This is a genomic window from Natrialba asiatica DSM 12278 (genome assembly GCF_000337555.1).
Taxonomy (GTDB): Archaea; Halobacteriota; Halobacteria; order Halobacteriales; family Natrialbaceae; genus Natrialba; species Natrialba asiatica.
On the sequence record NZ_AOIO01000003.1, the window covers coordinates 291,851 to 313,968 of the forward strand.

16 protein-coding genes are annotated in these 22,118 nt (G+C 60.7%); 3 read left to right on the forward strand and 13 right to left on the reverse strand.

The features are described 5' to 3' along the window. Positions 1-311: 311 nt before the first annotated feature. From C481_RS01235 to C481_RS01245, 3 genes are all read right to left on the reverse strand, one after another. Positions 312-2,204: a transposase gene (locus C481_RS01235; RefSeq protein WP_006106941.1), complete on the reverse strand. Its 1,893-nt coding sequence runs from the start codon at positions 2,202-2,204 to the stop codon at positions 312-314. 191 nt (positions 2,205-2,395) lie between these two features. Further along, positions 2,396-3,646, reverse strand: a complete 1,251-nt coding sequence (locus tag C481_RS01240; RefSeq protein WP_006106943.1) for an MFS transporter — start codon at positions 3,644-3,646, stop codon at positions 2,396-2,398. Beyond that, entirely contained in the window at positions 3,643-4,188 is a 546-nt protein-coding gene (locus C481_RS01245) for a luciferase domain-containing protein (RefSeq protein ID WP_241434614.1), read from the reverse strand. The genes C481_RS01240 and C481_RS01245 overlap by 4 nt, the downstream gene beginning before the upstream one ends. 36 nt (positions 4,189-4,224) lie before the next feature. Between C481_RS01245 and C481_RS01250 the strand changes: the two genes are divergently transcribed. Further along, positions 4,225-4,878, forward strand: a complete 654-nt coding sequence (locus C481_RS01250; RefSeq protein ID WP_083860866.1) for a helix-turn-helix domain-containing protein — start codon at positions 4,225-4,227, stop codon at positions 4,876-4,878. 93 nt (positions 4,879-4,971) lie between these two features. On the opposite strand, the gene C481_RS01255 is transcribed toward C481_RS01250, so the two are convergent. Further along, positions 4,972-6,099, reverse strand: coding sequence for an epoxide hydrolase family protein (locus tag C481_RS01255; RefSeq protein WP_152422121.1), 1,128 nt, complete (start codon positions 6,097-6,099; stop codon positions 4,972-4,974). A gap of 747 nt (positions 6,100-6,846) precedes the next feature. Further along, positions 6,847-7,641 carry a helix-turn-helix transcriptional regulator gene (locus C481_RS01260; RefSeq protein ID WP_006106948.1) on the reverse strand — a complete coding sequence of 265 codons (795 nt, stop codon included), beginning with the start codon at positions 7,639-7,641 and terminating at the stop codon, positions 6,847-6,849. Between the two features lie 224 nt (positions 7,642-7,865). On the opposite strand from C481_RS01260, the gene C481_RS01265 reads away from it, so the two are divergent. Next, positions 7,866-8,858, forward strand: a complete 993-nt coding sequence (locus tag C481_RS01265; RefSeq protein WP_006106949.1) for a DMT family transporter — start codon at positions 7,866-7,868, stop codon at positions 8,856-8,858. 277 nt (positions 8,859-9,135) lie between these two features. Next, positions 9,136-10,794: an MBL fold metallo-hydrolase gene (locus C481_RS01270; protein ID WP_006106951.1), complete on the forward strand. Its 1,659-nt coding sequence runs from the start codon at positions 9,136-9,138 to the stop codon at positions 10,792-10,794. Positions 10,795-10,908: 114 nt separating this feature from the next. On the opposite strand, the gene C481_RS01275 is transcribed toward C481_RS01270, so the two are convergent. The 8 genes from C481_RS01275 to C481_RS01310 all read right to left on the reverse strand — a co-directional run bounded on the left by C481_RS01275 (position 10,909) and on the right by C481_RS01310 (position 21,966). Further along, on the reverse strand, positions 10,909-14,214 hold the full coding sequence (locus tag C481_RS01275) for a DUF7286 family protein (protein ID WP_006106953.1): 3,306 nt from the start codon (positions 14,212-14,214) through the stop codon (positions 10,909-10,911). Beyond that, positions 14,211-15,290 (reverse strand): DUF7284 family protein, encoded by a 1,080-nt coding sequence (locus C481_RS01280; protein WP_152422122.1) that lies wholly within the window; start codon positions 15,288-15,290, stop codon positions 14,211-14,213. The genes C481_RS01275 and C481_RS01280 overlap by 4 nt, the downstream gene beginning before the upstream one ends. Continuing rightward, entirely contained in the window at positions 15,287-15,787 is a 501-nt protein-coding gene (locus tag C481_RS01285; RefSeq protein ID WP_006106957.1) for a DUF7285 family protein, read from the reverse strand. Before C481_RS01285 ends, C481_RS01280 begins: the two co-directional genes overlap by 4 nt. Continuing rightward, entirely contained in the window at positions 15,765-16,820 is a 1,056-nt protein-coding gene (locus tag C481_RS01290) for a DUF7283 family protein (protein WP_006106958.1), read from the reverse strand. Before C481_RS01290 ends, C481_RS01285 begins: the two co-directional genes overlap by 23 nt. A gap of 88 nt (positions 16,821-16,908) precedes the next feature. Beyond that, positions 16,909-18,666 (reverse strand): hypothetical protein, encoded by a 1,758-nt coding sequence (locus C481_RS01295; RefSeq protein ID WP_006106960.1) that lies wholly within the window; start codon positions 18,664-18,666, stop codon positions 16,909-16,911. After that, positions 18,663-20,582, reverse strand: coding sequence for an ATPase, T2SS/T4P/T4SS family (locus tag C481_RS01300; protein ID WP_006106961.1), 1,920 nt, complete (start codon positions 20,580-20,582; stop codon positions 18,663-18,665). The genes C481_RS01295 and C481_RS01300 overlap by 4 nt, the downstream gene beginning before the upstream one ends. A 26-nt stretch (positions 20,583-20,608) precedes the next feature. Further along, positions 20,609-21,073 (reverse strand): DUF7311 family protein, encoded by a 465-nt coding sequence (locus tag C481_RS01305; protein WP_006106963.1) that lies wholly within the window; start codon positions 21,071-21,073, stop codon positions 20,609-20,611. Continuing rightward, positions 21,070-21,966: a DUF7310 family coiled-coil domain-containing protein gene (locus C481_RS01310; protein WP_006106965.1), complete on the reverse strand. Its 897-nt coding sequence runs from the start codon at positions 21,964-21,966 to the stop codon at positions 21,070-21,072. Before C481_RS01310 ends, C481_RS01305 begins: the two co-directional genes overlap by 4 nt. Between the last annotated feature and the right edge of the window lie 152 nt (positions 21,967-22,118).

Below are 22,118 nucleotides of genomic sequence, written 5' to 3' on the forward strand. Positions count from 1 at the left end.
TGGAGTTTATCGCCGAGTTCATCAGCGGGGTTGAGATCAGCGTTCTTACTGGACACCCTCATACGGAAACCCGCAAGACATGGAGTCGGTACCGGTAGTACACCTGCAAAACCACACTAGAAACTGATGGCAATTGGGTAGCCAGATAATCGCTCGAACTCGGCTGTTTCCGGCTCAGTTTTGGGCCCATCAGAACGAATTCAAAATCGATAATTTTTGTAAATTATTATAGACTGTGAGTATTTGGCCGGAACAATCGGAGAGTAAGAGAGCTATTGCTCAGCAGGCGCGACCACGAAGAGAAATCAGTGTCAGTCGGGCGGGTCGAGACCGTAGTACTGCTTCGCTATCGTTACGAACTGGTTGGCGTTAACCCGCGGCGAGTAATCGGGATTCATCTCTAGTGAGAGCTTGACGAGCAGATCGACCAGCCGCCACACATTGTACAGGACGCACGCGAACATGAAATTGAAAAACCGATAGCGCGGGCACGTCGATGTCGTCCGCACCATGAACGTCTTGATTTTCTTGTAGCCGTTCTCGATACCCCATCGGTGGCGGTACCAGCGAATTACGCGCGCTATCATGTGGATTTGCTCGCGTTCGTCGTAGGGGCTGCCGTCTTCGTCACGGGCCGAGACGAACGGGTGGTTAGTCTGGAACACCACAAAGCCCGTGCCGTCGCCGTTGGCATCCTCCGTCTCCAGTGGTTCATCGCCACGGATTTCCCCGAGAAGGCGTCCCAGTGGAGAGGCATCCCCGTCGATGTCGTCTTCGGCCAGCCCGAGTTCACCGCGCATCTCTTGCCGGTGATTCGGCCTTTCATCGGGGTCGTCGTCTCCCTCCTCGTTTTTCGTCTCCTCGTCTTCTGGCGTCTCCCTCGTTGAGGGCAGAAACAGGTTCTTCCGGTTCGGGTGGTCCTCACGTGGCTGCTCGACGATGCGGACGGTCTCCTCGTTCCGCTTCATCTCCTCGATGGTGTCGTTCTGGTCGGTGAACTTCCGCTTCGGGTTCAGAAAGTATACGCCGTGCTCCTCGCAGGAATCCTTGACCGGATCACTATCGAATTCCCGGTCCATCATCACGAGGTCGATGTCGTCAACCATCTCGGTCGCGTGGTCAAGCAGTTCAGCAACGATCTCGTCCTTTGCCATGCCGCGCTTTCTCGGGAGCGCGTCAAGCACGAGCGGAATGTCGTGGCCGACGATCTGGATGCTCGCCCACTGGTGGTAGTAGTTCCCGTCTCGGTGACCGAGGATGTACGGCTCGATAACGTTTCCCCCGTCGTCGGTGTCCATCTCGCCAGTGAACGGCGCACCCTTCGTCACGTCGATGGCCGTCCACAGCTCCCCGACGAGTTCGCCGTCACGTCGCGCGCGTTCGATGAGGCGCTTCGTGGTTCGGCGGTGCTGGCGGCGCATTTCCTCGATGGTCAACTTGCGAATCTGCCACCGATGGGTCGATCCAGAGAGCGTTCTATCGCGGGTCGAGTCGACGTAGAAGCTGTCCGCACCGCTCTCGGCGAACATGTTCTTCCGGACGCCCATGAACGCGTGTTGCTCCCAGAAGGCATTCTCGTGGATTTGGGCGTTACTGCCGCGTTTCAGGAAAAATTCCTCGGTGACGAACGGTTTGGTCTGCTGCCACACCTCCTTGGTCGTATCGGTGATGAGACGGGTTTCCGATCTCTTCGAGGTGTTCCCTTTGCCGCCGGGCTGAAAAACATCGTCCGGAGCGGGAATACCCTCCTCACGTGCCAGTTCGACGAGTTCGGACGCAACCGTACGACAGATGGTTCGGAGGTTATCGTCGAACCCCTCGTGCCACATCTCCCAAAGCCGAGATTGTGCCGGTAGATTGGGACGCACCGTTTCCGACTGTGTTGTCGGATCATCACTGACGAACCCGTATGCCACTGCCAACTCCGGATGCTCTTTGAAGTGGTCGGCGAGTTGTGTCTCGCCGTTCCACCCCATCGCCTGTTTGAGGACGTGTGCTCTGATCCACGGCGCGAGCGGGGTGTAATTCCGGTGCCACGTGGCGCGTGCGTCGGGAATGTCCGGATCAACCGAAAGGTCGCCGATTAGGTTTTTGACGGTCGGATCGTCCGTAGCCGCCCCAACATAGCGGAGCGAAAATCGGAATCGGCCGTCAGCAGAATGATTAGAGAGGTCGTAGGACGAATCCCATCGAAGATCGAACACCGGTTCTGAGCCTCCTACTGTTGACTGTGATACCATTGCTGATGGATCGGTTGCCGACATCTAGCACATCCCTGTACTGCTCACAGCCCTTTCTCGAAGTCGACATGACTGTGGATGGTGACATCCTCGCCGGTGATCTCCACGAAGAAGACGCCGTTGCCGCTGCCGGTATCATAGTATGTCTCATAGCACTACCGGGCTGGTTGGTCGGCAGGTTTGGGTTCAACCTCGGGTTCGGACTCGGTTGATGGCGTGATATACACCGCCGCGAGCGCGAACGCAACCGCTCCCACCACCAGGACCACGCCGACGCCGAGAAACGTCGCGCCGAGACCGACGACCTCGCTTACCGGGCGCACGACAATTGGGGACAGGAACTGTCCGAGGAACAACGCGCTTGTCAGTCCACTGAGTGCCCGTCCGCGAACGGTTTCCGGAGTGACCGCCGTGATCCATGTGTTGAGGTTCGGCAGGATGAGCCCAATGCCAGCACCGACGAAAGCCAGTCCAGCGACGATGCCGAGGAACGTCCCGCTCACTCCGATGACGACGTACCCGACGCTCATGAAGGCGAACGTGAGCGCGACGATTGCGATCACGCTCATAGAGGATCGGATGCGCCCGTAGAGCAGCGACACGGCCCCACCGGTGCCTGTCGCCGCTGCCAACACACCGCCGACCAGTGTCGCGCTCGCTCCCGTCTGTGTTTCGAGATAGAACGGTATCTGAACCGGGATCATGTAGAAGATGATCTGGCTGACGAGCCCGAGCGCGGAGATGAGTGCGAGCGTTCCGAGTGGGAATCCAGCGAGCGTGCGGCGGAGGTCGTCGACGCTCGTCAGGCGGTCCTCAGACGATTTTTGTCGGTCGGATTCCGGCAACGCGAACGCCATTGCTGGCAGGAGAACCAACGCCACCGTATAGACGAGAAACGGAACCCGCCAGCCGATATCGGCGAGCACGCCCGCGAGCGGCAACAACACGACACCCCCAAACGACATGAAGGCTCCCTGTCTCCCGAGGACCGTTTCCCGGCGATTCTCCTCGTAGTAGTCGGTGATCAGTGCCGTCACCGTCACCATCACGCCCGCGACTGCCAGCCCCAGCACAGCCCGCCCGGCGAGAATCGCCACCAATGAATCGAGCACGAACCCCGAGCCACCCGCGAGCGCGTAGACCACTGTCGAGACGAGCAACAACCACCGGCGACCGTATCGGTCAGCGAGTGCGCCGATGACGGGCGAGCCGACCGCGATGAACAATCCATGTGTGGTGAGCACGAGCCCGACGAGGACCGCCGCGTTCGGTGCCGTTGCGAACTCCCGCTGGATGGCGGGCAACGCCGGGGCGATTGTCGCCCCCGCCATGATGGTCAGCATACTCGCCAGCAACAGCGTCGCCTGAGCGAGCCGCGGGCGCGGAAGCGCCGTCTCGTGGCTCACTCGACGGTCCTCCGTTCGCTGAACACGTGCTCCAACGCGTCGCTCAGATCCAGCTCGGCGAGTACCGCGTCAATATTCACTGCGTCTTCCGCAGAATGATCTTTCTCGCGCTTCCGCATTGCGATCAAGTGGTAGAGGTACGAGATGCGCAGGAGCCAGAGTGCTCCATCAATGTCTTCGTCCGAGCGGACGCAGTAAGAGACCCACCCAGAGTCGGGATAGACGTGATGCTTTTCGGCTCGCTCCTCTTCGATGAGGATGTCACGGATGCGCTTGGCGAATGGGATGTCGATGAGACGGCCGCGGTGGACGTGGCCGACCTCCCGCCCGTCGAGAGTGAATTCGCGCCCACCACGGTCGTGCGACTCGACTTCGACACCGGGCCACTCACTGGTGTCGGATTCGATTGGATTCGTGGGAGTGTCTCTGGTGCGACTCCTTTCAGTCTGTTCGTGGGATTCACCGTTTCGATGTGGCTTTGGTGGTACCATGAGATAGTTGAGGAAGGGAAGCACCGTGGAATTTCGCGTGAATATATTCACGGTCAGGGTAACAAGCCAACAGGGAGATGAAGAGTTATGCCCAGAGTATGGCTGAAGATCAAACTACCAAATGATACGTTAGTGGAATTTTCGACCGATCATCCAGACGATGAGTTTCGGATGTTCACCGCCCATCGCACGGAGGATGGTATGCGCGTGATCGTCGAAGCAGAGACGGCCGATACGGAGGCTCTGTTCAAGCAATTTGATGAAGCACCTGAGGTGAGCTCATATGAGATATTACGCGCTGATCAGAGGTCGGTGTTGTTCCAGCTTGAGGCCTTGGAACAGGCACCGCGTATCGCAGCACATACGGCGGGAATCCTGCCGCAATATCCTATGATTTTGCGCAACGGGTGGCAAACCATTGAAGCGATCACGTCGTGGGAACGATTGTCACAGCTCAAGGAGGAGTTCGAGAGAGCCGATGTCTCATTTGAGGTCCTCTCGGTCACCCAGCCAATCGAAACGACCCACCTCTTGACGGACCGTCAGTGGGAAGTCCTCACTGAAGCCACCACGCGTGGGTACTACGATAGCCCACGTGGCTGTTCACTCACCGAGCTCGCGGCCGCGCTGGATGTCAACCCGTCGGCGGTGAGTGGCGTGCTCCACCGTGCCGAAGAGCAAATCATCAAAGCGTTCGTTGCCGAGACGAAGCAGGTCGACGGCCTTGACCGACCTGGCTGACACCTGATCACACTGTGGTCGCAAGCTTGTCGTCGGAGCTGTTTTATTGTGCTCATCACAGCGTCAGTCGTGGAACATCGCCAATTCCTTATTTTACCGGAATCGCTGGAAGAACTCTCTCACGTCGGTAACGAGCACGTCGGGCACTTCCATCGCAGCAAAGTGGCCGCCACGGTCGAATTCGCTCCAGTGCACGACCGTATACTGGAGCTCAGCGAGGCGGCGCACCGGCAGGACGAGGTCGTGTGGGAAGACGGCCACCCCAAGCGGTACGGGGCACCGCTTCGGCTGGCCTCGGGACTTAGCGGACTCGTAGTAGAGTCGGGCTGACGAGCCTGCGGTGCCCGTGAGCCAGTAGAGCATCACGTTGGTGAGCAGGCGATCGACCTCAATCGGACGTGCGGGATCGGCCCATTCGGTAAACTTCTCCGCAATCCAGGCTAGCTGCCCGACCGGCGAGTCAGTGAGCCCGTATGCTAGGGTCTGAGGCCGGGTGGACTGGATCCGCATGTAGCCGGCAGGCTCGGATTTGTAGCGCTTCAGCTGTGCGAGCCTAGCCTCATCTTCTTCGGAGAGGTTGCTCAGATCGCCGGACGGGACGGTCACCAGGTAATTCAGGTGTACGCCAACGACGTGCTCGGGGTCCACCGTGCCCAACTCGCGAGAGATCGCTGACCCCCAATCACCGCCCTGCGCACCGTACCGGTTATAGTCCAACCGGCGCATCAGCTTGGCAAAGGTGCTAGCGATCCGGCGTACGTCCCAGCCAGTTTCGGAGGTGGGACCGGAGAAGCCGTAGCCGGGAATCGACGGGATCACGAGATCGAACGCATCACCGTGATCTCCACCGCGGACCCGAGGATCCGTAAGTGGGCCAATAACGTCCAGGAACTCCACCACCGATCCCGGCCAGCCGTGGGTCATGATTAGGGGAATGGAATCGGGTTCGGGTGAGCGCACGTGCAGGAAGTGGATTTCCAATCCATCGATGTCGGTGGTGTATTGAGGAAATTCGTTGAGTGTTTCCTCGTGCTCACGCCAATCGTAGTCGGTGCGCCAGTAGTTGACCAGCTCCTGGAGGTAGTCGAGGGGCACGCCGTAGTCCCAGCCGACGTCGGGCAGCTCGTCGGGCCACCGAGTGCGATCCAAGCGTTCGTGCAGGTCGTTTAGGTCGCTCTCGGGAATGTCGATGCTGAAGGGATGGATGTCGGTGTTGCTCATTTGTATCATCTCACTATTATCAGTCTTCGTCCGGTTTCAGTCCTGTTTGGATAGGTGGCACTGGGATCTTGAGATTCGAGCGCGGTTGAAGCGCGTTCGGTCTGGTCAACAAGTCTACCATGTGTGTTCGTTGGTATTACACCCACAAGGTCTACTAAGAGGAGAAATCGCATAGCGATTCGTGTGAATATATTCACGAACTCACCGTCAGGATATTATATTAAGATGTAATTCAGTTAAACCCATATACCTACATGGATAATCAATCTCCCGATTTCAGGCCCTGAGATGCGAGGATTCCTCCGATCTGAAGTTGACGAAGTAGATTTGTCATGCACGGCGTCCTGTGAAATGTGAGCCCGGATGTAGATTCAGTATATGCTATGCATGATAAAACCATTTGCTGTCTTCAGACTGAACCGCTTGTAACTGGAACAGAGCCCAAAAGCATGGCACAGCGGTAGAGGTTGACTTACTCTCCGGGAAATCTGAATGGGAGGGGACTGCCAATCCAAGCGATTATATCTGACCTAGTTGCCTACTGTCACCTAGAAGTGCCCTCATAGCGTCTCAGTCGAAAACGGAGCGGCTCAACAGCACCGACCAGAGTATCCAATCGAAGATGAGAGACAACCGAGAACGAACTCTCGACAGACGACTGTGGTTGGGAAGGATAGAACTTTTGCTACGTTCACTCCTCAAATCGACGGAAATCCGATTCGGGGATGAGCCGTCTCGAATCTCAATTCACTTGCGGAGATCCGCGGAACTGAGCGGAGCTGCGTTCTGCCAGTACTGGGCGTGCTTCTCGCGAGCCCACGAGACCACGGCCTCGTTGTCGGTATCTATCGCCCCCTGAAGAACGCCCGCCTCGTCGCGCAGCATGAAGTGAACGACATCGTCGGCGATCGTCACGGCATACGGAATTCGGTCTTCGTGAAGGCGAATCTCGGCCCCATCAGCCGCGACTAATTCCTGAAGCGGTTGTCGGAGCATGGAATCCTGCGCGATGGCATCCACTGCCGTCGGGGAGAACACGCCGGTGAAGTGCTGGTCTCCGCCAATCACGTGCTCTCGGATGATATCGAGACTCTGTTCGTTAAACGCATACGAGAAGATCGAGACCTGTTCTGATCCGGACAGTAACGAAAGAATCCGCTGAACCGGCGCGTTCGGTCGCATTTGGCTGGGTGTCGTGATAGTGGCGTCAGTAAGGCAGCGAAAATCGAACTCCATCTCCTCCGTCGGCAACCACTCGATTATCTCGCGTAGGTCGGCTTCCGCGTCGAGTGTGTCCCAGAGATTCGTGAACGCTTCGGCGACGAGTTCACCGGTGGCCGTTGCAGTGTACGTGTCCCCGTCGTACGAGACCCATCGCCGCGTTTGCAGATCGTTGAGAACGCGACTGAGCGTTGGCTGGGAGGCATCGATCTCCGCCTGGAGCTCGCGGCGAGTGTACGCGTCGTGACTGAGCACTCGAAGGGTCTCGACCCGGTTAGCAGACAGCGCGAGGAATTCGATCTCGTCGAGTGCCGAATCCATGGCGGCGTTTGGTCCCGGTCACGGTTAACTGTTTTCACGGCGTGAATAGTAATCAAAGAGCGAATACGAGGCAAACCTGTTCACTCTTTCAATAATTGCATGTAATTCTAAATAGATATAAAGTCCCGGTCGGCGTACTCTGAGATAGATGACTGACTCTATCGCATTGCAAACGGATTCCCCCGCTTCTCTAGAATCGCTGATAGTCTGGGGGGAAGCATAGGATGACGCGGTCGACGAAGCAAACGCTCGTCTTCTTCGTCATTGCAAGCCTCTGTTTCGGCGGAACATACGTCGCTGCAAAAGCAGGACTTAGCTACTTTCCACCGCTTCTCTTCGTCGCGTTCCGGTTCGACATCGGGGCGCTGCTGCTGTCCAGCTACGTGCTGTATCGCTTTCCTCGAAGCGAACTGCTACCGAGAACGCGGGCCGATATCGTATCGATCCTCGCTGCTGGCGTATTTGCGATCGGACTCGCGAACGCGTTCATCTTCATCGGACAACAGTTCACGACCAGTGCAGTGAGCTCGATTATGTACAGTCTGAACCCCATCCTGACACCGGTATTTGCAACCGTGATGTTAGCAGATGAAGACATTTCGAAATACGGGGTCGGCGGACTGCTGCTCGGTCTCGTTGGCGTTGCACTCGTTGTCAATCTCGACCCAACGAACATATTCAGTGGTGCAGTCGTCGGCAAGGCGATCGTGCTCACCGGCGCAATCAGCGGCGCACTTGGAAGTATCTTCATCCGCGGAGCGGATGCATCCCTTCCGAGCACGGTACGCACTGCATGGGCCGTCCCGGTTGGCGCAGTGCTGTGTCACAGTCTCAGCCTGGCAACGGGAGAAAAAGCTGCAATGGTCGCATGGACCCCGACAGCACTCGTCGCACTTGGATACCTTGGCGTGTTCTCCGGTGCAATCGCCTTCATCGCGTATTTCAGCCTCTTAGACGATATCGGCGCGATTCGAGGGAACCTGATCTTCTACGTCGTACCAGTCGTGGCAACACTTGGCGGCTGGATTCTCCTTGGTGAGACCATCTCCGCCTGGACGTTTGCTGGTTTCCTCGTGATCTTCGCCGGATTCGCGCTCATCGGTCGCGGTCCGTTACTGACTGAACTCGCGAAAGTTCACCAGAGCCTCACCGAAAGCACTCCGGACGACACCCAAGAGACGGGTAACCGCGGGGTGGAAGCAGCGAGCAACGACTGAGTCTTTCGTCCGTCCGAGAAGAGAACCCAATCCGTTCGACTGAAAGTTCCATTGCACTGCGAACCAGCACGGGTCGGATACCGCGTCTAACGTCGGTCGTCGCTGTGTTCGCGGAGACGTTTCCGTTATCGGACAGCATCCCTTGAGGGCCAAACGAACTGGAAGCGACGCTCGATCGAATTTACCATAACGACCCGATTTGTTGGTTATATCTAATTTTTAATCCAACCAATATGCTTGAATATAAATACAGTCGACCGGAAGTGAAGACGAGAGCATGCGCGTCTCCTATCAACACACAAATATTCGGAGCGGCAACGAATCTACCCTCCTCCGATTCACGGCTGCCGATGGGACACGCGCCTGCGTTCTCGTCGATGCTGGTGGCGCTGTCGATCTCGATTCGGCGCTCGGCGACGACGAGTATCTGAACGCGATTTTACTCACACACGCACATATCGACCACTATCGGTCGATCGCGAGAAACGTCCGACATAACGCACCGATCTACACCTCGCCGGCAACAGCGACTCTCCTCGAACGGACACTCCCGGAGGCGCAGAAAGACAACGATCTCGGTGAGATCTCGAAGGCGCTGGACGCGCTCGAACCGATCGACGACTGGACGGCGGTTCTGGCCACTCTCGAAGTTCGACCCGTTGCCGCAGGCCATACACCCGGTGCAGCCGGGTTCATCATCCGCTTTCGAGACCGGACCACCACTGATGAACTCTTGAACGGCGAACAGCACATACTCGCGACGGGAGATTTTACGATGCGACCCTGTGCCGGCTTTCCGGAACTCCAGACGGCCTATCCGTTCGATATTGATGCTGTCCTTCTGAACGCCTCGACCGAAGACTCCTATCAGACTGCGCTCAATGAGTCGTTACAGACGGTTCTCGAACGAGCGTACGCCGGTTCGCAGGTCGTCATTGCGACGAGTTCACTGACGGGACTCCACTACGCAATACTGTTGAGACACACCGCGGCGGAACTCGATCGCGAACTCCCGATCACGATGGTCGGACAGGCCGCCAAACTGTACAACGCGATCGAATTGGACGTTCCCGGGATCGAGACACGGGAAGTGTTCGAGCGGACTGCGACAGTGCTCGAACAGGGACGGGTGACGATCGCCGGACCGGAGTCACCGCAGAAAGGAAGCGCATCTCGACTCCTGAACGCGATTAAAGACGACCCAACCGGCGTCTTCGTCCAGCTCGCAACGGGCGACGCCGCGCCGGTTGCGAACGTGAGCTGTACGACACGGTATATCGAACTCCGGAACCATCCATCGATCGAGACGATCGACCATGTCGTTCGCGAGTTGGCACCCAAACAGGTCGTTGTCAAACACGCGATGGGAGACGCGCTCAAGCGGTTTCAGCGCCGCTTCGATCACTGTTTCACGTGGGGAACGAACGATCAAGAGGTCCATCGACTCTACGAAGCAGGGGAGTGGCAGGCCCCAGAATGGATCACAGAAACGGCTGCAACGCAAATTCGGACGCGACAGTGGGAAAGTGCACAGAACCAGCCGTTCGATCCCGATGGAACTCGCGCACCCGTTCGAAGGGATGCAGTCGATCTCGAGGCGGAGGGCGTTGATCTCGACGCACTCGAGACCACGTTTGGACACCCGTCGACTGATCCGTATTCGACATCGGCTTCCGACGACGGTGTGACCGCTGTCGATACCGAGGAGAATCGTCCGCAACGAGGGGGAGATGATTCGGTCGAGGCCGAGCTCCTTGCGCGTCTCGAGGCGATCGAAACCAAACTCGATCGATCCAGGGAGACGATACGGGCGCGCGTACTCTCCGATGGAAACGGTGAACAGTTCCTCTATCTTCTCGAACAAGCTGATATCGAGCCAGGAGACACCGTCGAAATCAGCGTTTCCGGGACGGATTCCGAAGAGGGATCAGGATAATAGCGCCTATAGTAGCGATGATGCTACTTCGAACGTCCCCCACTGTTTGATAAGGCCGTCACTGTCGCTGCCCCGACACGGCGGCTTCATCTTGCCAAAGAACGAACGCCGATCCTACGACTGGTTACTAGAGATGGGATACGCACACTCTCGTTCGATCGTCGTCTCCGCCTCGGCGGGATCGAATCCCGGTCCGGTCTGATCCCAGGTTGGCGAACACACGGTTTGTCCGTCGTGTTCCGGCTCCGTATCCCCAACTGTCGGAACACCGCCGCTCGAGACGACTCCCCCCGGCATCACGACGATTACCTCGGTCGTACTCTCGAACTCGATCGGCTCGTTCGTGCCGAGTTCGAGTTCAGTGCCGTCGTGGAGTTCGACCGTGATCGGTCGGTGCTCGCGAACGTAGGTCAATCGCCCCGTCTCGCCGGGATCGCTGATGGTGGCTCCGACTTCGAAGCGAGCGTATTCGCCCCGGATCGTCGTATTCCAGGTGTTGACCTGCAACAACCACATCGAGGGCGGCAGAGGCGTCACCGGAAGCCCCGGCCACGGGTTTCGATTCGTGCTTTGAATCGTCAGTGGCGCGTGTTCGGTTTCGGCATCGACATCGGTGATCGTCGCATTCGCCGGCCGAACGGCCGGGTCCTGCGTTCCGGAGATGCTCTCGTGGGTCAGATACGTCGGCGATCCGGCGACTTCGTACTGGGCCTCATCGAGCACCGGCGAGCCCTCGATCGATTCGGGATTGTACTCGACATCGGCGTTCAGTACGTCCTGTACGAACCCGAGCAGATCATCGCCAACGTCGACCGCCGGCTCACCCATCTCGTCGACTTCGTCCTCGATGTCGCCGATCCGCCCCTCGTACTGGACGGCAACTGCATCGAGATACGAGTAGAGCCTGTCGAAGTACGCCTTCCGCACCTGCGCCGTAAGGAATTCCTCCGGCGTCTCGAACGAGTCGTTTGGCCCCGACGCGGAGAGATTCCGGTAGACGAACTCGTCTTCGACCGCTTTGACGTGATCAATTGCGCCCGACACCGGATCGGCGTCCGCGTTTAACAACTCGGTTCGGTTGACGGTATACGCGTTCTTCTCATCCTCGATCCACGTACTGAACTCGGCGTGTGTGCGGTTGAGTTCGTCGTAGAGATCAGTCTCTAGCCCAGATTGGTCGGTCACAGCGACCAACTCGTCGAGTTCGTAAGTCTCGTCGAACTCGTCGTCGATAACGGCCTCCTCGAATGCGGACTCGATCGCGCTGGCCCTCGTCGTCCCGGAATTACTGCCAAAATCGGTAGTCCGAGACTGAAGTGCATCGACGTTTTGCTCGAGATCGCGCTCGACTGAGCCATAGTAGCTGACACCGTCCGTCACGTCGAGAACGGAATCGGTGAGCGCCGCGTTGAACGTCGTCTCATTGCCGAGCGAACTCGTCGACTGGACAGCGCTAGCGACACCAGCCGTGCCGGTCCCGTTTTCGGACTGAGACTGGATCGAACTCGTATTGGATTCGCGTACAGGCGGCTGAAAGTGCAGGTAATCGCTCTCGAGAGCCGGGGCTTCCTGAATAACGAACGTGTCGTCGTAGAGCCCCTCCTCTCGGAAGTCGTACTGGCCCTCGATCGAAAGCCCGAGACGGGCCGAAACGTTCGCCGTTTCGGATCTCGTTATCGTCCGTCGTTCGCCGTACTCGCTCGCGTTAGCTGGATCATCGTGCATCCACATCTCGATGGCGTCGAGTTCGAGTTCGGCGTCGACGTCGAGTTCGTGAATCGTCCGGTCACTCGAGGCCGACGTCCCATCGGGGTGTGGAAACGCCTCGTGGGTCGCATCGCTGTCGTGTACGTCGGAAATGTCGACGGAGAACGTTTCGAGCGAGTGGTTGGTCGTCGGTGGCGAACCTGCTGACGGCGTGGACCCGAAGAGCCTCGCATTGCCATCGCTCGTGTCGATATCGATCTCGTAGAGTTCTTCCATGAGCCGTCGAATGCTTCGACCATCGTTCTCGATGGCAGGTGTGCCCGCCTGATCGACGGTCTCTTCGACATCGTCTCGGTATTCGTCCGGAACCTGATCGACTACGTCCTCCGTTCGATCTTCGAAGAACTCGGAAACGTCGAGGACTTTGTCGTTTACCACCTGATACTCGTAGTACCGATAGGATGCCTCCGACAGGTCGGCAATCGGAATCTCCTCGGCCTCGTTCATCACGTCCATCTCGCCGAGTCCCTCCTGAATTAGTTCCGAGAGCGGCGGCATGTCGGGGAGTTCACCGGTTGCCTGATCCCCAAAGAGCCACTGCTGGGCCGCACCGCCATCACAGAGTTGGGTTTCGATATCGATGCTCTCGTTGTTCTGGGTCTCGTTCGTAACCTCGCCCATTCCGAACTCGTCGGTATCGATGATGCTACTGCCCCCACTCTCACCCGAATCGTCACTGCCCCCGCTCATCGACTCGCCCATCTGGTATGCCATACAGACGTATCCCGGTCGTAACGTCCGTTGTGCGTATGGGTCTCGGGTTCCGAACACATCCTCCTGAATGGCGAAAATCGCGTGATTCGTGAGAACTTCCGTATGTCCCGGCTCGAGTACCCGCCCGAAATCGTGGCTCTCCGGTGATGTCGTCTTGTGCATCCGATCCCAGCCTGACTTGAAATAGGCGAACGGGTACAGACGAGCAGCCATGTGCTGGCCGAGACTCTCGAGTTCAGTATCGATCCCGGCATCGAGAAAGCCCTCGTTGAGTCGGCTCTCGTACGTCGATGTTCGCTCGTTCAGTTGCATGACCGGTGAGCCGACGGTTACCGAAAGATCTCTGGTTTCGACTGGAAGGTTCCGTCCGCCGGTTTCGGCGTCGATCACCACATCGTGAAGCGTCACTTCAAGCAGGCCGGCCTCGAGCGCAGTAGCGTCGTCATCGCCGATCGTCAAGTCGACGGCATCGATCGCTTCGTCCGGCGAGACGCCGTCGTCGCCGTCCGCGGTGACCGGTGGAATCGACACCGTCGAGACGGTCTCGGAACCGACTCGCTGCCCCGCGGCGGGAAGTCGATCGTGCGCTTCGAGGTAGACGCGGAGTTTGAGGTAGTTCTCAAGATTGACCGGCTGGTCGTTGTTCGGGTGGATAGCCGTAATATCACCGTCCTTACTTGCGTTGATCAGCGGCGCGCTCACCACGTCGTGGCTGGCGTCGATCGCCGCCGATCGAATCTCGGACTGGGCCGCCGTCTCGCTTCGATCCATTACGACCCCGACGTCCTGCTCAATTACCGGGTCCGAACGTTGTTCGAGAGTGGCGACGATGGCGATACTCGAGACGAGCAACAGGACTGCGATCATGGCGAAGGGAATCCGTGCCCGGTCGTCGTCTGCGATCGATACGGTTCGTCGATTACGGGATCGGTTGGTCATTGATCAGTAACATAAACGGTCAGGTCGACTGTTTCGATCGAGACGTACTCCTCGAGATGCGGTACTGCTGCGGTTGTGAACGCGTCTTTGTCGGAGTGAGCCGCAAAGAGCCGATCGAGTTCATCGTGAATTGGATCGTCGCGCATGTCCTCGGTAATCTGGTCGGCCAAGCCGGCCGCAAGCTGCTCGTTTGCAGCGTTAGCGTCGGGGTTGACGCCGGTGATTTCCTCGTCGACAGCCGCCTTGAGATCGTCTCCGCCGAACGCAAGTGCCAGTTGTCGATAATCGTATACCGTCACCGCGTTCTCGGTCCGCGTCGATTCGAGTGCATACTGCGTCTCCGCAACCGGAAACATCGCCTCGACGATCAGTTCCGCGAGCGTGCCGGCCGTGCCGTCGACCCCCGCCGATCCCGCTGCTCGCGCGTCGTAAAATGAACTCGCGAGTGCCTCGTAGTCCTCTTCGTCGGCACCGGCCATCCTCGTCGACACCGTGACGGACGTACTCGAGATATCCGCCGTCCGTGGCGGGCGGTCTCCGGCAGTCGCAGTGCCGCTGATCGAACTGTTCGCGTAGGGTTCCCACGTCGCCACGGCGTAGATCGAGTCGTCGCTCCCGACCAGTTGGCCGCGGATGGCCGCATCGACCGACGATTCGACATCGTCTGCGTACGCGAGTGGCCGTTGTCCGTCGTATTCGACGCCGACGAGCGCCGACTCAGCTACCAGCGCACTGGCCGAGTCGTAGGTCGTCACCCGATACAGTTCCGGACTCTCGTCAGGGTCGAGTCCGTCTGGGACCTCGAAGTTGTCACTGTCGACCGGCGCGTGACCCGACTCGTTCTCGGCCGTCATATCGTAGGTGATCGTGATCGTCGACCCAGAGAGCGTCTGGTAGGCTCGATCGGCGCGCGTCCCGTCGACGGACTCGTCGTCACTGTGGAGATAGACCCCGATCATCACCACGCAGGCGCTGATGATCAACAGCGCCAACGCAACGTCCATGACCGTCGAAATAGCCCGGTCGCGGCTCCGGCCGCCCGCGAGTTCAGCGGGAGGATCCCGAGTTCGGCTCACCAGACGCTCACCCGAAGCGTGCCGGCTCGAACGTCGGCCTCGTTTTCGACGGCGACCGGGATCGACTGGGTCGCGACGGATGCCTCGTCGGGGACTCCGTGCGCTTCGACGGAGCGGTCGAGTGCAGCGACATCCGCACGATTGGTCTCGTCGGGAAAGCCGGTCGGAAACGCACCCGTCGCGACCGCCCGTTCACGGCCCTCATCGACCGCAGTCACCTCGACCGCAACCGTTGCGCCGGCCGGAAGCGCCGCGGACGTAACGCGATCCGAAAGCGGGGTGGCATCGTCGTGAGCGTAGAACACGCCGCCCGTTTCGATGTCGTCCCACACGCGGTCGATCGTCCGATCGGCCGTCGCCGACTGGCTGGTTCCGGGGAGCACGGTCTGCATGGAAATCGCGTAGAGGCCGATCCCGACGACGACAACCGAGACCGCAACGATCGCGGCGATCGGTTCGGTCTGGGCTCTCCCCTTAGACCGCGACGAGCGTAACATAGTAGTTCCCTCCGTCGTTGCGGCCGATCGCCGGATGCTCGTGGTCGAACTCCATGTCGCGTTCGACCTCGTTCGTCCACTCGACCGATCCGTCCGCGTACTCGAGTTCGCCGGATCCCGTCGCCGACGGCAGATCGCCGCTCGGATCGGTCGCCTCTACGGTGAACTCGAGAGGGTCACGAGCCGGTTGGGACGACCTGAGACGGCCGGAATCACCCGGGAGGGAGATATTAATCTGACCGTCCGATCGTGGCCTGATAACGGAACTAGCGCTGCCGTGGCCGGTGGCAGCTAGCTCTACCGTTTCGTCGAGCGGCTCCGGGTCGGGAACCGCCGGATTGGGAACGATATCGGGGAGGGTATCGGAAAGGCGATACTCCCCGTCCATGTGGACGGTCGCCCGTCTGTCTTCGGGTCCGGTATACGTGACCCGCATCGCGCCGATGTAGGGTTCGGGGTCCCAGATCCGATCGGGAACGGTGCTGAGTATCGGCTCCCAGTCATCCGTTACCTCGATCGTCAGTCGCTCCTCGACGGGGTCGAGTTCATCGACGGCAGCGTCGACCGTGACCTGGCGGGCGCGAAGATCGCCGTTGGCTCGGATCGGTCGCCCGGAGTTCTCGTCGAACGCCGATTCGACATCCTGCTGAAATTCGTCGAAAGCGTGTCTGTCTCCGTCTTCGAGCGCCTCAGCGTACTCGTCTTTGAACGCGGCCCCGGCGGTCAGATTCTCCAGGCGTTCGTTGCCGCGGACGGGGACGGCGACGCCGTAGTCGACGCTCGCGTGGGAAGTACCGTGGTCGTTTCCCATCGTGATCGTCCTGCGGTCGATCGTGACGGTCTCGGCGTCGTGCTCGACGGTGGCACGTGCGGGATACTCGCTGGTTGTTGCGCCCTCGATCGTGGTCGCCGCTCGCTCGGCATCGGGCGGTGGGCCGGTTGAAACGCCCAGTGCAAGCCCCGCGAGCGCGACGCTGACGATTGCGACTGCGACGTAGACGTACCACGCGTCAGCCGGCGCGTCCAGATCCATACCGCGTCTGTTTCGGCTTCGTATTTAAACTCCAGTCGCGGAGAGATGAGAGCGGAGACGCGAATTACAGGTCGAGGTCCGTCACTTGCTACATCGGGCTGACGAGGACGACATCGATCAGGGCGACAGTCAGCGCGAACAACAGCATCGACGAGAGCAGCGTTCGACCGATGTGATAGCCAAACAGCGACCGGTCCATGCCGTACCGGAGAGCGTACGAAAGCGGCGTCATGATGAACGCGAGTAAGATTAAGTAGACGGCGACGACGACGCCGAGTTGTTCGATCGGCAGCGTACTCGCATCGGCGAAGCCATCGACGGCATCGAAGTTCTGGACGGTGAGCATATCCGCCATCCCGACCGTCGCCCCGCCGACCATCGGGCCGAAGTACGCCGCGGTGTTATCGAGCGTGCTCGTTACGCGTACGAGTTCACGTTTCGTCTCGGCTTCGACCGTCTCGAGTTCTTCGAGGTGATCGGCCATCGAGACGATGGCACGGCCGGCGGGTTTGCCCTCGTCGCCGGCGATGGCGAGAAGGGCGGCCATGCTGTGAGCGCGCTGGCTCGGAATATCGCGAAGTGCGCCGTAGGGGCCGAGAAACGCCTCCTCGACGCTGGTGTGGAGGCGGCGCTGGACGCCGGCGGCGTGATCGAACACCGCGCCGGTCTCGGCGGGAACGCGGTCGGCCGCGAGGTCGATCGCGGACTCGACGGACTCGCCCTCGGCGACCTGGCGGCCGACGATGTACAGGGCGTCGGTCAGGTGTTCTTCGACCGCTCGGACGTGGTTTCGAAGCGCGAGAACGGGGCTGTATACGGCGAGCAGCGCCGTTCCAAGACCGGTCCCGAGACCGACGATTTCGGCGAGATACGCCGGGCCGAACGCTCCGACGAGCGCGTAGCTGATCCCGCCAACGGCCACCCCCCAACCGGTGCGCAACCAGAGCCGGTCCGGAAGTTCGGGATGGTCCCGGTCGATCGTCGGCGGCGGAAACGCGACCGGCCGCCGGACGAGCAGCCACAGCGACGCGCCGAGCAACCCGAGCGGCAGCACGATCGTATAGAGGAGCACGAATATCCAGATGTTGAGGTTGATGCCGGCCATCGGTGCGACCGGAACGAGGGCGATCAGCGCTAGCGGAAGCAGGATGCCGAACGCAAAGAGCATCGTCGTCGGCGCTCGAATCGCCGAGGTGAACTCGGCCATCCGGTTTCGCGTACCGTCGAGAATCGCGGATAACGCACGGTCGAGCGTGCGACCGCGTTCGCCCTCGGGGGCGTCCTGTGCCGTCGCCAGGAGCGTCGACGACCGGCGGAGCGCAGGGAAGTGCGCCGACCATTCCTCGGCAAACGAGAGCAGGCCGGCGTGGGGCGTCCCCTTCGAGCGATTGAAGTGCGCCTCGAGACTCCTGGCGAGCGGCCCGGTCCCCGTGTCGGCGGCGAATCGGATCGAGTTCTCGAGCGACGGCTGGATCTGCATGCGCAAGACGGCCCGACCGATGAGGTTCGGCGTATCGCCGAGCGCTTCCGTTCGACGGAACGCCGCCACCAGATGCGGCCAGGAGTGGACGCCGTGGATCGCCGCGAGCGCGGCGGTAATGACGAACACCGCGATGAAGGGGAGCGGAACGTCGGCGAGCACCAGCGGGAGCGGCACCATCGCCCCGAGCAGTCCCGCGCCGTAGCCGGCTCGGACGATCGTCGCGGCGTCGTAGGGGGCGTCGATGAACCGGACCGAATCGACGAGTGCGGCACTTGCGTCGACATCGTAGGGGTACAGCCGGGCGAGGCCGCGAATGGCGAGTGCCGGAAAGCGGGTCCGGTTCGAGCGTGCCACGACTGTCACCTCCGGTCGGCGTACGCCGCTGCGACTTCGGCCGGCGAGACGCGCCCGTCCGTGGCGAGCGTCGAGAGTAACTCCGTCCGGTCGGCGATAGCCCCGCGCACGTCGGCGTAGGCCTCCGTCGGGCCGGCGATCGCATTGACGAACCGGCTCTCGCCGCGATCGATGCGGCCGGTCGGTGCTGCTGTGTCCCCGTCGAGTTCGTAGAGCGGCTCGAACCAGAGGTCCTCCCCGGTACCGCAGACCTCCTCGATGCGGGCGACGCGACGACTGCGTCCGGTCGACGTGGGATAGGCGTCGACCGTAACGACCAGGTCGGTCGAGCTGAACGACGAGGGTTCGACCTTCAGGTCGGAGACGACGCGTTCGTAGACCTCGCTCGCGCCGCCGCCGTGGATCGTTCCCAGAACGGCGTTTGCGTTCGCACCGACGCGCATGGCCTCGTAGAGAACCTGCGCCTCCTCGCCGCGGATCTCGCCGACGACCAGCGCACCGTCGCCGAGCCGGAGTGCCGTGTGTAACGCGTCGGACGGCGTGATCTCTGGCCCGTCGCCGGTCCCAGTCCGAAGCGCCTGCACATCTCGGCCGACCGTCTGTAGCGGGCTAACCGGGAGTTCCGGCGTATCTTCGATAATCACCGTCCGGGTATCCGGCGTCACCTCGTAGAGCAGCGTTCCGAGCAGCGTCGTCTTGCCCGACCCGCGGGTGCCGGCGATCAGCGCCGCCGCGTTCCGCTCGATCGCGGTCGAGAGAAAGCCCGCGACCGAGGCCGGCATCGTCCCGTTAGCCACGAGACCCGGCAGCGTGAACCGATCGTCGGACCGCTCGCGAAAGGCGAAGCCGATCCCGTCCGCAACCGGCTCCGTCACTCCCGCAATTCGCAGTCCACGATCGTTCGAAAGCGACGCCGTCGCATCGATCGTCGGCTTCGCACGCGAGAACGCACGGCCGCTCGTCCGTCTGACCCGCGAGGCGAGCGCCTTCGCCCCCGTTTCGGTGAGGTGCACATTCGTCTCCATCGCAACTCCATCGAACTCGATCCGAAGCGGGTTCGCCGTGACCGGCGACGTGACGTAGACGTCCGTCACCGCCGGGTCGGCGAACAAATCCTCAAGCACGCCGTAGCCGTCGGTATGCTTCTCCAACACCGCCGTCAGCGTCGGATCGACCGGGTCGTCGGAGACGAACTCGATCGCCCGCGACGCGGCACGGTCCCCTTCGACCCACCCCTCCGCAATCGCCTCGTACCCGTTGACGACCAGCTCGCGTTCCCCCGGCGACAACGAGAGATCCAACGCGTCGAGCGAATATAGCGGCACCCGCTCCGCACGGTCGTAGACACGCGCCCTACTCCCCGTCTCGAGTTCGCGAACATCGTCGAGACGAGCGGTCCCCGGAATCGATTGATCGACGTAATAGTACGCGACCGCCAGTCCGAGACGCGGCGAGAACACGTCGGTATAGTCGGAAGCGTCGGCGACGGCACCCAGTAGACCGGATTCGATCGCCACGTCGCCGATCTCGTCGACCCGCGTCTCGAGACCCGCCGCTCCTTCGATCGGATCCCGGGCAACCGCCCGCGCGAGTTCGCCGTCGCGATCGCCGAGCAGTTCGACGAAACGGCCTGCGGCACCGAGAAACGCAGTCCCTTCCCGATCGTACCGGTGTTTCAATCCATCCGTGTGGACGACGATCGAAGACGCTTCGCGGGTCGCCAGACGCTCGACGACGGAGTGCCGGCAGGCGGGCGACGCCGCGAGATCGCCGCTGCAGTCCGAGGCCTCGACCACCAGCGTTCTGTCGTCGAACTCGAGGTCACAGCCACAGTGGCTCTCGGTCGACTCGCCGCCGTACAGTCCGTCGAGACCGAGCCCCGCGAGCAGGGTCTCGACCGAACCGCCGGACGAATCAGATGACATACCCCACGCTGGACTCGGCTTCCGATTTAAACCCGCTCCGTGACGACGAGTGGATCACCCTGCTCGTCGGAAACGAGACGGAGACGTAACCGGTGGGTTCCGGCCGCCTCGAGTGTCGTTCGCGACGCCGTCCGATTCCGAACAACGAGCCGCACGTCGAGAACCTCCCGATTTGCCGTCCCATCGTCCAGCACGTACCGGGCCATACTCGCGTCGACGTCCTCCTCGACCGGTTCGATTTCGACGTGTGAGACGCCCGTCGTCAGCAGTGACCGCTCGGGAATCAACACCTCGACGACCCGCTGCGGATCGGGATGGTCGGCAGGCGAAACCTCCTCGTTCGCAGCGAGATCGATCGCCGCAGCCTCGATATCCGAAATCGCCGTTCGTACCTCCCGTTCGGTCGCGGCAGTTGAACTCTCGGCGAGCGCCAGGCCGCCAAGCGCGAGCAGCGATACGGCGAGCAAGACGGCGAGCACGTACCGGATCATGAGAGCCGAGACCGGATCGAGTCGACCAACCCGGTAGTATCGTCTCCGTTGGGATCGTCATCGGGGGAGTCATCGGTCTCGGAATTCGCGCGAGCAGCAGTAGCAGTATCAGTAGCCGTAGCCGTAGCCGTAGCAGTACCAGACCCAGCAGTCGTCTCAACGGTCGCGGTATCGGGAGCAGTACCGGTGGCACCATCATCAGTCCCCGTAGGAGCGTCCCCGCCGTTCTCACGCCGATCGTTCTCCTCACCAACTGCCAGTTCGATCGCGGTCTGGTTTGCAGACGACGCCGGTCGATCAATACCGTCGTCGACGAGCGACCGCTTTCCGTCGCCGAGAACCGCCGCTACCGATTGTTCTGGCGACCCGGGAGGCGATTCTCCGGCAGGTCGGTTCCCACTTCCGCCATCATCGTCACCATCGCCACCATCACCACCATCGACAGCGGTACCGAACTGCCGGCCCTCGCCATCTCCCGCTCGACTCTCGGGCCCTGTCTCGCCACTGGTTTCTGTCTCACCGCCAGTCACGGACCCCGCCGTATCGACAGCCGGGTCCTCGCCCGCAAGAAGCCCGCCCTCGAGATCGTCGAGTTCAACTTCCAGCGCCTCGACGCGGCGTTCGAGCCGATCGACCGTCGCAACCGCGGTCGCCGACTGTCGCTCGACCTCGTCGTTGACCGCCTCGACGTTGCCGACGTACCCCTCGATCGACTGAACGGCCCCCTCGAGTTCTGCAAGTCGTCGTTCGTGCTCCGAAAGCCGCGTTTCTATGGTCGAGACGGCGTCGGCCACCGAAGCCAGTTCCGCCAGCTCATCGAGTGCAACGTCGCCGTCGACGACGACGCGTTCGACTGCCGCCAGTCGCTGTTCGAGTCGATCCCGGTCGGTCATCGTTGCACCTCACCGGAATTGGCCGATCGAAACCGTCTCTGAGACCCGCGCTGCCTCGCCGCCTGCAGCCACAATCGCAGCCAGAGACTCACGCCCAACCCCAACCGCGACAACGACAACGGCCACGACCTCGACGACACCCACAACTGTCC

Bases quoted from the DNA above. Each gene is read 5' to 3' on its own strand.
- C481_RS01250 (WP_083860866.1), top strand. From the start codon at position 4,225: ATGCCCAGAGTATGGCTGAAGATCAAACTACCAAATGATACGTTAGTG.
- C481_RS01255 (WP_152422121.1), bottom strand. From the start codon at position 6,099: ATGAGCAACACCGACATCCATCCCTTCAGCATCGACATTCCCGAGAGC.
- C481_RS01260 (WP_006106948.1), bottom strand. From the start codon at position 7,641: ATGGATTCGGCACTCGACGAGATCGAATTCCTCGCGCTGTCTGCTAAC.
- C481_RS01265 (WP_006106949.1), top strand. From the start codon at position 7,866: ATGACGCGGTCGACGAAGCAAACGCTCGTCTTCTTCGTCATTGCAAGC.
- C481_RS01270 (WP_006106951.1), top strand. From the start codon at position 9,136: ATGCGCGTCTCCTATCAACACACAAATATTCGGAGCGGCAACGAATCT.
- C481_RS01275 (WP_006106953.1), bottom strand. From the start codon at position 14,214: ATGACCAACCGATCCCGTAATCGACGAACCGTATCGATCGCAGACGAC.
- C481_RS01285 (WP_006106957.1), bottom strand. From the start codon at position 15,787: ATGTTACGCTCGTCGCGGTCTAAGGGGAGAGCCCAGACCGAACCGATC.
- C481_RS01290 (WP_006106958.1), bottom strand. From the start codon at position 16,820: ATGGATCTGGACGCGCCGGCTGACGCGTGGTACGTCTACGTCGCAGTC.
- C481_RS01300 (WP_006106961.1), bottom strand. From the start codon at position 20,582: ATGTCATCTGATTCGTCCGGCGGTTCGGTCGAGACCCTGCTCGCGGGG.
- C481_RS01305 (WP_006106963.1), bottom strand. From the start codon at position 21,073: ATGATCCGGTACGTGCTCGCCGTCTTGCTCGCCGTATCGCTGCTCGCG.
- C481_RS01310 (WP_006106965.1), bottom strand. From the start codon at position 21,966: ATGACCGACCGGGATCGACTCGAACAGCGACTGGCGGCAGTCGAACGC.